11 protein-coding genes and 1 pseudogene are annotated in these 12,286 nt (G+C 74.8%); 6 read left to right on the top strand and 6 right to left on the bottom strand.

Annotated elements, in window-relative coordinates; genetic code table 11:
• The first annotated feature begins 98 nt into the window (after positions 1-98).
• The 3 genes from ABZY31_RS24025 (at position 99) to ABZY31_RS24015 (ending at position 2,173) form a co-directional block, all read left to right on the top strand.
• Positions 99-521: a nuclear transport factor 2 family protein gene (locus ABZY31_RS24025; protein WP_356413553.1), complete on the top strand. Its 423-nt coding sequence runs from the start codon at positions 99-101 to the stop codon at positions 519-521.
• A gap of 47 nt (positions 522-568) precedes the next feature.
• Positions 569-1,435, top strand: a complete 867-nt coding sequence (locus ABZY31_RS24020) for an NAD(P)H-binding protein (protein ID WP_356413551.1) — start codon at positions 569-571, stop codon at positions 1,433-1,435.
• 141 nt (positions 1,436-1,576) lie between these two features.
• Entirely contained in the window at positions 1,577-2,173 is a 597-nt protein-coding gene (locus tag ABZY31_RS24015) for a helix-turn-helix domain-containing protein (protein WP_356413545.1), read from the top strand.
• Here the strand turns inward: ABZY31_RS24015 and ABZY31_RS24010 are convergent.
• A complete protein-coding gene (locus tag ABZY31_RS24010) occupies positions 2,170-4,269 on the bottom strand; it encodes a SpoIIE family protein phosphatase (protein ID WP_356413543.1) in 2,100 nt (699 codons plus the stop codon). The genes ABZY31_RS24015 and ABZY31_RS24010 overlap by 4 nt on opposite strands.
• A 265-nt stretch (positions 4,270-4,534) precedes the next feature.
• Here ABZY31_RS24010 and ABZY31_RS24005 point away from each other — a divergent pair.
• Both ABZY31_RS24005 and ABZY31_RS24000 read left to right on the top strand, forming a co-directional pair.
• Positions 4,535-5,176 (top strand): annotated as a pseudogene (locus ABZY31_RS24005) (methyltransferase domain-containing protein); the annotation flags it as partial.
• Positions 5,162-5,695, top strand: coding sequence for a GNAT family N-acetyltransferase (locus ABZY31_RS24000; protein ID WP_356413549.1), 534 nt, complete (start codon positions 5,162-5,164; stop codon positions 5,693-5,695). The pseudogene ABZY31_RS24005 and the gene ABZY31_RS24000, both read left to right, overlap by 15 nt.
• Positions 5,696-5,777: 82 nt before the next feature.
• Here ABZY31_RS24000 and ABZY31_RS23995 read toward each other — a convergent pair whose 3' ends face one another.
• Positions 5,778-6,452 (bottom strand): adenosylcobinamide amidohydrolase, encoded by a 675-nt coding sequence (locus ABZY31_RS23995; RefSeq protein WP_356413541.1) that lies wholly within the window; start codon positions 6,450-6,452, stop codon positions 5,778-5,780.
• 402 nt (positions 6,453-6,854) lie between these two features.
• On the opposite strand from ABZY31_RS23995, the gene ABZY31_RS23990 reads away from it, so the two are divergent.
• On the top strand, positions 6,855-7,637 hold the full coding sequence (locus ABZY31_RS23990; RefSeq protein ID WP_356413539.1) for a polysaccharide deacetylase family protein: 783 nt from the start codon (positions 6,855-6,857) through the stop codon (positions 7,635-7,637).
• Positions 7,638-7,660: 23 nt separating this feature from the next.
• On the opposite strand, the gene ABZY31_RS23985 is transcribed toward ABZY31_RS23990, so the two are convergent.
• The 4 genes from ABZY31_RS23985 to ABZY31_RS23970 all read right to left on the bottom strand — a co-directional run bounded on the left by ABZY31_RS23985 (position 7,661) and on the right by ABZY31_RS23970 (position 12,265).
• Positions 7,661-8,788 carry a glycosyl hydrolase gene (locus ABZY31_RS23985; RefSeq protein ID WP_356413537.1) on the bottom strand — a complete coding sequence of 376 codons (1,128 nt, stop codon included), beginning with the start codon at positions 8,786-8,788 and terminating at the stop codon, positions 7,661-7,663.
• A gap of 156 nt (positions 8,789-8,944) precedes the next feature.
• A complete protein-coding gene (locus ABZY31_RS23980) occupies positions 8,945-9,928 on the bottom strand; it encodes a deaminase domain-containing protein (RefSeq protein ID WP_356413535.1) in 984 nt (327 codons plus the stop codon).
• A 161-nt stretch (positions 9,929-10,089) separates the two neighbouring features.
• Positions 10,090-11,292, bottom strand: coding sequence for an aromatic amino acid transaminase (locus ABZY31_RS23975; RefSeq protein ID WP_356413533.1), 1,203 nt, complete (start codon positions 11,290-11,292; stop codon positions 10,090-10,092).
• Positions 11,285-12,265, bottom strand: a complete 981-nt coding sequence (locus tag ABZY31_RS23970; RefSeq protein ID WP_356413532.1) for a DMT family transporter — start codon at positions 12,263-12,265, stop codon at positions 11,285-11,287. The genes ABZY31_RS23975 and ABZY31_RS23970 overlap by 8 nt, the downstream gene beginning before the upstream one ends.
• Positions 12,266-12,286: the final 21 nt, after the last annotated feature.

The following is a 12,286-nucleotide window of genomic DNA, read 5'->3' as shown; positions in this document are numbered from 1 at the left end:
GGTCAGGGCCGCGATGACCCGGTTGCGCAGGACGAACCGGCTCGGCGTGGGGTGGCTGCCCGGCGGGAGTTCGCCGATCAGCAGCCCCTGTTCGGTCCCTGACCTCCCTGACACCGGCGGAGCTGTACCGCCACGGCCTGCGGCTCCTGCTGGCCAAGGACATCTCCGGCTGGGTCGGCCTCTGGGCCGAGGACGGGGTGCTGACGTTCCCCTTCGCGCCTCCCGGGTGGCCCCAACGGCTGGAGGGCCGGGCGGCCGTCGCGGACTACATGCGCCACTACCCCGACCACGTCGACCTCCACGACTTCACCGACGTGACGGTCCACGAGACCGCCGCCCCCGGGACCATCGTGGTGGAGATGCGCGGGGTGGGCCGCCTCGTGCAGACCGGCAGCCCCTTCGACATGAGCTACATCGCCGTCGTCACGTACGAGGACGGGCTCATCACGTCCTACCGCGACTACTGGAACCCCCTCGCCGCGGCCCAGCCGGGCGCCGACTTCGCGGGAGCCGGCCGGTGAACCGGCCGACGAGCCGGCCGACCGACGAGGCGTCGCGCGAAGCCGTCATCGACCGCACCCCCTCCTCCCCGTCCTCCCCCGCCACTCTCGTCATCGGCGCCACCGGCACCACGGGCCGCCGCGTCACCGCCGGGCTCGTCGCCCGGGGGCGCCGCGTCAAGGCCGCCGGACGCGGCGCCACGGCCGTCGAGGGCGCCGACGCCGTCCGTTTCGACTGGTACGAACCCGCCACCTGGGGCGGTGCCGTCGACGGCGCCGACCGCGTCTACCTCGTCCCGCCGATCGGCTCCGCCGACCCGGCCGCCGTCATGCTGCCCTTCCTGCGCGAAGCCCGCGCCGCCGGCGTCAACCGAGCGGTGCTCCTCAGCTCCTCGGCGATCCCCGCGGGCGGCCCGGCGGTGGGCCGGGTCCACGCGGAGCTGCCCGGCCTGTTCGAGGAGTGGGCGGTGCTGCGACCGTCCTGGTTCATGCAGAACTTCGCGGGGAACGGCCCGCACGCCCTCAGCATCCGGGACGGCGGAGCCATCCGGACCGCCTCGGGGGAAGGCCGCGTCGGGTTCATCGACGCGGCCGACATCGCCGCCGTCGCCGTCCGCGCCCTGACCGACGAGCGCGCCCCGAACACCGACCTGGTCCTCACCGGCCCCGAGGCGCTGAGCTACGACGACGTCGCCGCCCTCCTCGGCGAGGTCACCGGCCGCCGAGTCGCACACCGGCACCTGACCTTCGAGCAGCTGCGCGACCGCTGGGCGGAGCAGATCCCGCTGCAATTCGCCACGCTGCTGGCGGAGATGGACCGCTCCATCGCGGGCGGCGCCGAGGACCGCGTCACGGACACCGTCGAACGCCTGACCGGCCGCCCCCCGGGTACGCTCCGCGCCTTCGCGGAGCGCGAGATGGCGGGCAGCGGCTGACCGGTGCCCCGAGGCGCCCGACGCCGGGCGCCGGGCGCCTTCGGGCAGCGGTATCGTCGACGGGCCCGACGAGACGCGCCGTACCCTCGGAACACTCCGTGGACAGCCGGCGAACGACTCCGCCCACCCGAGGAGGACCCCGTGGCCCAGCGCCCGGAGCGCGCCGACGCGCTGCGCAACCGAGAAGCCGTGCTGGCTGCCGCCGACGCCCTCTTCGCCGCCGGCGATTCCCCCCACGCCGTGTCGATGGACGACATCGCGGCGGCCGCGGGCGTGGGCAAGGGCACGCTCTTCCGGCGCTTCGGTGACCGCGCCGGGCTGATCGGCGCCGTGATCGCCTCCCGCCTCGAACCCCTGCGGGAGGCGGTGCGCGAAGCGCAGGAGAGCGCCGGGGCCTCACCGCGCCGGCGCGTGGGGGACCTCCTCGACGCATTGCTGCGCTTCAAGATCGAGCACCGGAACCTGATGTCGGCCGCCGAGGACGCCGGACTCAGCAGCCCCTACCGGGCCGCGCACTACGACGGATGGCACGACGCGCTGCGGACGGAACTGGTCCGGGTGCCCGGCGTCCACGACCCCGATTTCACCGCCCACGCGCTGCTCGCGGCCCTGCGCGCCGACCTCGTGGTGCACCTGATCGACGACCGGAAGATGACACCGGCGGCGCTGCGTTCCTCGCTCGCCGCCCACGTCGACGCCGTCCTCGGCAGCGACACTCCTCCCGCCGCCGACCGCTAGGCGACCGCTGATCCGGGTAAGGCCTCCGTCGCCTGGGCGATGAGGATCGCCACGTCGTCGTGGTCGTCCGGGTGGCGCAGGGTCCGCAGCAGGTGCCGGCAGGTCTCCCGCAGGGAGCGGTGCGGCGGGTCGAGGGCGCGGAGCAGGGCGCCGAGTCGCTCGTCGATGGGGTGGTAGCGGGTTTCGACGAGGCCGTCGGTGTAGAGGATCAGCCGGTCGCCCGGGTTCAGGTCGAAGGCCGTGGTGTGGAACGGGAGGCCGCCGACGCCGAGGGGAACGCCGGTGGGCAGGTCGAGCAGGCGGGGTCGGCGGCCGGCCGGGGCGAGGACGGGCGGCAGGTGGCCGGCGTTGGCGACGCGGCACCGGTGGCGGCGGGCGTCGTACTCGACGTAGACGCAGGTGGCGATGTAGTGCTCCAGTCCCCGGGTGATCCGGTCGAGGTGCTGGAGCACCTGGTCCGGGGCCAGGTCGAGGTCCGCGAGGGTGCAGGTCGCGGTGCGCAGGCGTCCCATGGTGGCCGCGGCGTCGATGCCGTTGCCCATGACGTCGCCGACCACGAGGGCGGTGCGGTGGCCCGCGGGCCCGTCGAGGGGGATGACGTCGTACCAGTCGCCCCCGACTTCCGTGGAGGCCTGGGCGGGCTGGTAGAGGGAGGCGACTTCCAGGCCGGTGAGCGGGGGCGGCCGGCCGGGCAGGAGGCTGCGCTGGAGGGTTTCCGCGGTGTTGCGCAGGCTCTGGTGCCAGCGGGCGTTGTCGATCGCGACGGCCGCGCGCGAGGCCAGCTCTCCGGCGAGGAGGATGTCGTCCTCGTCGAAGGGGCGGGGGTTGCGGGCCCGCAGCAGGTCGAGGGCGCCGAGGATCTCGTTGTGGGCCACCAGCGGCACGGCGAGGTAGGAGTGCACGCCCGCCCGGGCCAGGGCGGCGGCGGAATCGGCGTCCCGGGCGATGCGCTCCAGGTCGCCGTTGGTGACCCGCGCGATGACGATGGGCTGCCCGGTGTGCACGCAGCGGGTGATGAGGCGGTCGGCGCCGTACGCGGCGAGGTCGCCGACCTTCACGGCGGCCGTGGCGGGCGTGGGGTAGGCGGCGGCTACGGCGAGCGCGCGGAAGAGTTCCGGGCGGGGTTCGTCGGCGGGCGTGGTCCGGCGGAAGGCCAGGGCGTCGTCGAGGACGTCGACGGCGGCGATGTCGGCCAGCTCGGGCACCGAGACCTCGACGAGTTCCCGGGCGGTGTGTTCGACCTCCAGCGTGGTGCCCACGCGGGCGGAGGCTTCCGCGATCAGGGCGAGACGGCGCCGGGCCCGGTCGGCCTCGGTGGTGGCCCGGTGGCGTTCGGTGACGTCGATCACCGAGTTCGCGACGCCGATGACCCGGCCGCTGGAGCTTTCCAGCCGGTAGTACGACGACGACCAGGCGTGATCGTGGGCCGGGTCGTCGTGGGTGCGGCCGACGGTGTACTGGTCCAGCAGGGGGACGCCGGTGAGCAGGACCTGGCGCAGCGCGGACTCCATGGTCTCCACGTCGCCGAAGGTCAGGATCTCGTGCGGGCGGCGGCCGATGTGGGCTGCGGCCGGTGCGCCGTTGATGCGTTCCAGGGCCGGGTTGACCAGCAGGTAGCGCAGGTCGGTGTCCAGCAGGGCGATGCCGATGGGCGACTGGGAGACGATGCGCTGGGACAGGGCCAGGTCGGTCTCCACGCGCTGGAGCATGCTCTGGTCCGCGGCGATCCCCAGCGCGTAGACGTCACCGAGGTCGTCGAGCAGGCGCATGTTGCGGAATTCCACCAGGCGCGTACTGCCGTCCTTGTGGCGGATCGGGAACGCGCCCGCCCAGCTCGCGCCGGTGCTCATCACCTCGGCGAACAGCGAGCCCACCAGTTCCTTGTACCCGTCGTTCACGAGCATGGCGGCGTACTGGCCGAGGGCCTCCTCGGCGCTGTAGCCGAAGACGCTGTCGGCCTGGGGGCTCCAGAACACGATGCGCCCGCGGGTGTCCAGCACGACGGCCGCGACGCTCAGGAGGTCGAGCAGACCTCCCGGCGGCAACGGCGTGCCGCCCTCCCGGTCCTCCTCACCCAGCGCCTCGCGGGCATCCATCCTGGCAGACTCCCTCCTCGGCGGACCCGCTCGGAGCGCCGCACCGGTCATGGGCCCACCTCCATGCTGCGCCCCCGCGCGGCGGTGCACGATCCGGCGCCCTCGCACCCCCGCACCGGGGTCCGTGCCGCGGTGCGCGGCCCCGCGCGCGGTGGGGACCGGTACGGGCCGCGTCACCGGCCGCGGCGGCTGTCCGGGCGCCCGCGGGAGTCGCCCGGACGCCCTCGGCCGCCCGGGTCGCGGCCTTCCCCGCTACGGTCTCCAGGTGACCGAACCCGACACCCTGCACGCCACCCGCGCGGCCTACGACGCCGTCGCCCCCACCTACGCGCGGCTGTTCCACGACACGCTGGGTGAACGCCCCGTGGAACGGGCCCTGTTGAGCGCTTTCGCGGAGCTGGTGCGGACGAACGGCGACGGCGCCGTCGCGGACCTCGGCTGCGGACCGGGCCACATCACGGCCCACCTGGACGCGCTGGGGCTGCGGGTGTTCGGCGTCGACGCCTCCCCGGTGATGATCGAGCTCGCCCGGGCCGCCCACCCCGGTCTGCGGTTCGACGTCGGCTCGATGGCCGCGCTGGACATCGAGGACGCCGCGCTCGGCGGGGTCCTCGCGCGGTGGTCCGTCATCCACACCCCGCCGCGGGAGATGCCCGCCGTGTTCGCGGAGATCGCGCGGATCCTGGCTCCCGGCGGCCACCTGCTGATCGAGTTCCCCGCCACCGACGGCCCCCACGCCGAGACGCAGGCCTACGACCACACGGTGACGACGGCCTACCGGTGGTCCCCCGACCACCTGTCCGACCTGCTGTGCGAGCACGGACTGACGGAGTCGACCCGCCTGGTGACCGAGCCGAAACCCACGGACAAGCGGCAGTTCCAGGAAGTCCTGATCCTCGCGCAGAAGACGTCCGCCGCGCCCGTCCGCGTCCGGCGGCGCGACGACGCCGACCTCGACGGGTGCGTCCGCGTGCTGGCCGAGGTCCACGGCCACGACGGCTACCCGGTGGACTGGCCGGAGGACCCCCGGGCGTGGCTGGCGCGGCCTTCGCTGCTCGCGGCGTGGGTGGCGGAGGTGGACGGACAGGTGGTGGCCCACATCGCTCTGTCCCGCGGCGGGGAGGGCGACGCGGCGCCGGCGCTGTGGAGCAGCCGCGCGGGCGCGCCCGTCGACGGCGCCGCCGTGGTCAGCCGCTTGTTCGTCTCGCCCGAAGCACGCGGCCTCGGGATCGGTGCGCGGCTGATGGAGCGGGCCGTCCGGGAGGCACGGCGGCGCGCCCTGCACCCGGTCCTCGACGTCGTGGTCTCCGACACGGCGGCGGCGGCCCTGTACGAACGACTGGGCTGGACGCTGCTGGCCACCGTGGACCAGCGGTGGAGCGCCACCCGCACGGTGAGCGTGCACTGCTACGCCGCGCCCGCGTGAGGTGGCGGCGACCACCTCGCCCGGGGCGGCCCTCGACGCTGCGGACCATGGTGAGCGCGTGACGTGAAGCGGGCCCCCGCGCTCAGGCCGCGGCGGCGGCGCGGGTGGCGGCGTACACCGCCCGGGCCAGCCGGGCGCCCCACACCGAACGCGGCCCCGCGAAGGCGTGCGGCGCCTCGCCGGGCCCGGGGACGCGCGCGGCGACGCAGACGGCGTCCGTGGGCGTGCCCGAGCAGTCGTAACCCGCGTCGAGCAGCGCCTGCACCTTGGCTTCCGTGGCCGTGGCGACGGCGTTGACCAGGGCGGCGTCCGAGAGGGCCGCGGGTACGGCGACGAGGGTGTTGACCGTGCCCGGTGCGGCCGGCAGCTCGCGGCCCGGCGCCGGGGAGGCCGCCCAGCCGCGCACCCCGAGCCCCGCCGTCACGACGGCCTCGCTGCCGCCGTCCTCGGCCCGGCCGTACGCCCGCACGTCGGCGGCCGTCATCAGCCCCACTCCCCCGCCCGTGGCGCCCGCCGTCCCGGCGAGCGCGGCCAGGTGCCGGGCCGGATCCGTGCGCGCGTAACCGTGGGCGACCTGGGCGTTGAGCACCCAGGCCCGCTCTCCGATGCCGCCGCCGAGCACCGCGCTGCTGATCATGCGCCAGCCGGGGCCCGCGGACCACAGGAGGGCGTGCAGCCGTTCGCCGTCCTCGGTACGGCTGAACTCCCGTACGCGGAGCAGGCCCGCCGTCCGGGGTGCGGGGAGGGCGGCGGTCACGGGAAGTCGACTCCTCGGGGCGGGGGCACGGACCGGCTGATGGTACGCAGGCGGTCCACGGATGCGTGCCGCCGGTCCCGTGCGGCTTGCGCCCCCGGGGCGGCGAGGCCGCCGAGGCCCCCGGAAGCGCCGACCGTGACACATTTCACTCGCGGCCCCCTCCTCGTCCGCACGCGCCGCGACTGCGCCCCGCCCAGCGCCCGTTCGGGGCCCTACCGGGCCGTTCGGCCCGTCCGAACGGCCCCCTTCCCCGGCCGCTCGGAGGAGGAAGGGGCCGAGGGCGATGACCTAGCCTGGACCGGCAGCCGCACGAGCCGGGCACGGGGCCGGAGGGCCGGACGGCCGGGCCCCCGGAGGGGCCGAACGCGCGGCACCCACGCACGCACAGGGAAAGGCGGGTCCATGGGCACCACCAGCAGTTCCGTACGTCGTCGGTGGGCCGGGTCCGCCCTGGCGGCAGCCGTCGCCGGACTCCTGGGCGCGGCGGTCGCACCGGCTGTCGCGGCCCCGGACGCCTCCGCCGACCGGCCTCCGCGCGCTCCTCGGACTCAGCCGCAGCACGGCGCACCGCGGATCCCGCTGGGCATCTCCCGGCTGGCCCAGGGCCCGGGCCGGGGCGTCGCCATCACCATCGACGACGGGCCGGATCCGCGGTGGACGCCCCAGGTGCTCCGGGTGCTGCGGGAGAACCACGTCAAGGCCACCTTCTGCATGATCGGCGCGCAGGCGCAGAAGTATCCGGCGCTCGTGCGCGCGGTCGCCTCGGACGGCCACCGGCTGTGCGACCACTCCGTCGACCACGACGTGGCGATGGACCACAAGCCCGTCGACTACCAGGAGCGGCAGATACTCGACGGCAAGGCCATGATCGAGGCGGCCGCCCCGGGCGTCGCCGTCGACTACTACCGGGCGCCGGGCGGCGCCTTCACCCCCGACAGCCGCGCGATCGCCGCGGCGAACGGCATGCGGCCCCTCGGCTGGAGCGTCGACCCCAAGGACTGGAGCCGTCCGGGTCTGCCGGCCATCGTCGCCGCCGTGGAGGGTCCGCTTCCGCAGCAGCCGACGGTCCTCTTCCACGACGGGGGCGGCGACCGCAGCCAGACCGTGGCGGCGCTGGAGCAGTACCTGCCCTGGCTCACCGCACGGGGGTACTCCTTCACCTTCCCGGCGGTCACCACCCCGTAGGGCCGCTCACGGGCGGGATCTTCTCACCTCCGCGGAGGGAAGGCCGACCCGCCCCGGGCCGCGGGAAGCCACCACGGGCGCGCCCGCGCCGTGCTCCCGGGGCCGCCGGCGCCGGTCCTGTCCCCTGCTCCGGCCCAGCGCTCGCCGTCTGCGCCGCCGCTGGACAGGATTTCCTGGAACACGCGTGCCGAGCGCGGGTTCTCGCCGCACTGCCACACGCCGTGCGGGCAGTAGTCCGTGATGCTGTGGTAGAGCGGCCTGTGCTCGCCGATCCAGCCCAGCATGTCCCGCACGTACTCCGGGTTGTCGCCGTTGCGGAACAGCCCCCATTCGGGATAGGAGATCCGCTTGCGGTGCGCCCTGGCGAAATCGACCTGCTGCCGCAGTCCGTAGGGCTGCTCGACGTGTTCGCGGAAGCTGTTGCCGGGCGGCTGGTCGTAGGAGTCCATCCCGATGATGTCGACCACGTCGTCGCCGGGGTAGCACCTGGTCCAGGCGATCGCGTCACCGCCGCGGTTGGGCGCGAAGTCGAAGCGGAAGTGCTGCCCGCGCACGGAGCGCATGGCCGTCACGATGTGGCGCCAGTACTTCTTCCAGCTCGCGGGGTCGGGCCGGCACCGGTGGGTGTAGTCGAAGCCGTTCATCTCCCAGCCGAGCACGATCACCGTGTCCGGCACCCGGAGCCCCACCAGCCGCTTGGCCAGCCGCTGGAAGTGCTGGTCGTACGCGCCCCTCGCGCCCGAGCGCAGCAGTGCCGCGACCCGGCCGTCGGGCACCCCCGATTCGTTGCCCGCCAGCATCGGGACGTTCAGCACGAACAGCCGGTCGGCCTTCTCCTGGCGCCACCGCGCCCAGCTGCGCAGGGAATCGGGCGCTCCCTCGATGTTCGCCCAGGTGTCTCCGGGCAGGTACGTGTGGCCGGCCCGCAGCTCGGTGCCGCCGAGCCAGTCGGAGAGTTCCTCCATCCGGTCGACGCCGGGCGAGCCGTAGTGGAGGTAGGCGCCCACCGCGACCTCGTTGCCCGCGTCGCGCGAGGGCCCCTCCCGCTGCGGCAGGGCGCGTGCTCCTCCGGTGAGGAGCAGGCCGACAGCGACCGTACTGAGACAGGCACCCGCCAGCAGGCGGCGTCGACGGGACAACACGGCCGGCATCTCCTCGGGCTCGGTGTCCGATGGGTGTGCCAGCGACGTTAGACACCTCCTCCGGCTTCGGCCCGTCCGGTCACCCCGCGGCTGGGCCATTCGCCGCAGTGCCCCGCGCCGACGCGGAGGTCCGTGCCGGGCGCGGGGCCCCGCCCGGGGCGGTGGTCAGCGGGCGGCCGGGAAGACCTTCAGCCAGGTGCCGTCCGGGCGCGCGGTGGCGTCGGCGTACCCGAGGCCCGCGGCCTGGGCGGCCGCGGCCCGGTAGGACACCTCGGTCCGCACCTTCGGGAAGTCCGCGACGAAGGCCGCCACCGCCGTACGGCCGGCCTGGCTCGGGCCCCGTTCGCAGACGAGCCGGACGGTCCCCTGGTCGATGCCGCGGATCCACTGCCGGAAGGACTGCGGGCGCATCTGCTGCCCGGGGGCCATCGTGTCGCGGATGTCGGCGGCGACCCGGTCCAGGACGGCGGCCACCTCGTCCAGCGGCGCCGCGGTCGCCCGGGGCGCGGGGTACAGGAACGAGGCGTGGGGCTGCTGGTCGATCGCCGTGAACGTGCCCTGGAAGCGGTAGCCCTCGGGCCCGGCCACCTTCGCGTCGTAGGTGGCGGTGGCCGCGTTGAGCGGGTCGCCGGGGTACGTCTTGACCCACAGGCCGCCGTCGCCCTCCTCCGCGTCGCCGACGCCGTAGCTCCCGTAGAGGCCGTCACCGGCCTCCAGCAGCTTCGCGGTGCCGCCGGTGAAGAGGGTGTTGCGGTAGCGGATCCGGAAGTCGAGGGCCGGGAAGTCCGTCCGGAAGTCCTTGATCACCGACCGGCAGGAGTGGCAGGGGCCCATGTCGGAGAACAGGTCGACCGTGCCCCTGCGGACCTCGGCGATCCGCGTCTTGTACTCCTTGGTGCTCCGGCAGCCCAGGTGGCGGTAGACCGCGTCGGCGAGGAGGTTCACGACCTGCCGCTCGGCGTCCTTGCCGTGCTGGTTGCCCTGGAGGGCGCCTTTCCAGTCGGAGGGTTCGGGCAGGTCCTTGTAGTAGTTGTCCCCGCGCAGCTGCTGGTGCGAGAGGCTTTCGAACTCGCCTTCCAGGTCCGCGCGGCCGATGAAGGCGATCGAGTACGTCAGTCGGGCCTTGTTCCGGAATGCCGCCGTGCTCATGGAACCCCCACTCGATGGCGTACGCCGCGACCCGGCCGGCCGGCCGGATCCCCCTCGCCGTGCGCCTGCCGCCCAGCATGGCGCAGGGAGCCGACGGAGGGATAAACGAATGCTCAACACGCCCTGTGTAATACGGAGTTACGATCCCACGCGCCCCCCGACTACGGCGCGGCCGGGGTCTCCGCGACCGCCGCGACGCCCCGCACGAGACACGGGATGCGGTGCTCCGGGATGCCCGCGATGTTGACGCGGCCCGCGGCGGTGCCGTAGATGGCGAACTCCGTGCGCAGGCGCAGCATCTGAGTGGCCGCCAGGGGCAGCATGGAGAACATTCCCTTCTGGCGGGCCAGGGTCCGCGCCTCACCGGCCCGGCCCAGCGCGCTCAAGCCCGCGGCCAGTGCGGCCCGGTGGCCGGCGATCCGGGTGCGCATCAGCTCCAGTTCCGCGCGCCAGGAGGCCCGTAGCCCGTCGTCCTCCAGGATGGCCGTGACGACCGCGGCGCCGTGCTCGGGGGGCATCGAGTACTGGGTCCGGGCGGCGTTCTGCAGGGCCGTCTCGGCGTGCCGCGCGGCCAGGGCGGAGGCGCCCAGGACGATGGCGCCGCCGACACGGTCGCTGTAGAGGCCGAAGTTCTTCGAGCAGCTGACCGCGATCAGCATCTCGGGGACGCGTGCGGCCAGCATGCGCGTGGGCGCCAGGTCGGCTTCCAGGCCGTCGCCCAGGCCGTGGTAGGCGAGGTCGACGAAGGGGATCCAGCCGCCGCGGACGGCCGAGTCGGCGAGGGCCCGCCAGTCCTCCGGCAGCGGGTCGACCCCGGTCGGGTTGTGGCAGCAGCCCTGGAGCAGGACGACGTCGTCGCGTCCGGCGCCGGCCAGTTCGCGCAGGACGCCCTCCGTGTCGAAGCCGCCCGCGGCGTCGCGCCAGCCGTAGCCGCGCACCGTCAGGCCGGCGGCTTCCAGGATGGGGCGGTGGTTGACGTAGGCCGGTTCGCTGATCCAGACGGTCGCGCCGGGGCGGGTGCGGTGGATCAGGTCGGCCAGCAGGCGCAGGGCCCCCGAGCCGGCGACGGTCTGGACGGCGGCGGCCCGCTCGGCCGGCCCGCCGTGCTCGCCGCCCAGCACCATCGAGAGGAGGGCGCGGTTGAAGGCGGTGTTGCCGGACAGGCCCCGGTACTCCTTGGACGCGGAGCGCTCCGCGAGGCGGATCTCGGCCTCGCGCACGGCGGCCATGACCGGGGTGCGGCCGGTGTCGTCGCGGTAGACGCCGAGGACGAGGTCGAGCCGTTCGGGCCGTACGTCGGCTCCGAACGCGTCGGTCAGCACCCACAGCGGGTCTGCGGGCGGCGGCGGGAGCAGCTCAAGCATCAGCGGGAACCTCGGCGTCGGTGCGGGGGCGGGTACGGGGGCGGCGGTTGGCCAGGACCACACCGGCGGTGATCAGCGGTACGCCGACCAGGACCGCGGGGGTGGGCGATTCCCCCAGGACCGGTACGGCGAGCAGGACGACGGCGACCGGGCTGAGGCTGCCGACGACCGAGCTGCGCTCGGCGCCCAGCCTGCGGATGGCGAAGGCGTAGAGCAGGCCCGCGCAGAGCCCGACCCCGAGCCCCTGCACGACGAAGAACAGCGCGATGTCGGAGCCGGCGGCGTGCGCGAGGCCGGTGGGGAGCGCTCCGGTCGCCACGAGGAGGGCGATGACGGCGAAGGAGGGCAGGCAGAGCAGGCCGATCGAGCCGACGGGGTCGAGGTCGACCTCCTTCAATCCGACCGTGTACAGCGCCCACAGGCCGCTGGCGACCAGCAGCGTGCCCGCGCCCTCCAGCACGTCCGCGTCCACGGGGACCACGTGGTCGCGGACGAGGGCGGCCACGCCCACGGCGATCAGCGCGAGCCCGGCGGCCTGCAGTCCGCGGGGGGCGCGGTGGCCGCGGCCGACCATGAGCGCGGAGACGAACAGCGGGACCATGCCGGGCACGATCGAGCCGACGAAGGCCGCCGAGGTGAGGGATCCGCCGTGCATCGCCGCGAGGAAGAAGGGCACCCCGGCCCCGCAGACGATCTTCGCGGCGGCTCCCGGCTTCACCGCGGCGATCCGCCGGCGGCGCCGCCACAGGGCGGGGGCCAGCAGCAGGAGCGGGACGCCGAAGCGGAGCAGCGCGGCGTCGGCGGGCAGCAGGGTGGACGCGCTCAGGGCGCGGGCGCTCAGCGCGAAGGCGGCCCAGATCGCCACGGTCACCGCCAGCGCCGCCATGCCCGCGGTCTGCGGGGAGAAGCGGCGCGCGGGCGCGCGGTCGGCGCCCCGGGGAGGGGACGCGGCCGGGGTGTCGATGGCGACCAAGGAGGGTGCTCCAGCTTCTGG

This window comes from Streptomyces sp. NPDC006529 (genome assembly GCF_040611795.1).
Classification (GTDB): Bacteria; Actinomycetota; Actinomycetes; order Streptomycetales; family Streptomycetaceae; genus Streptomyces.
This window is presented reverse-complemented; position numbering and strand designations above follow the sequence as displayed.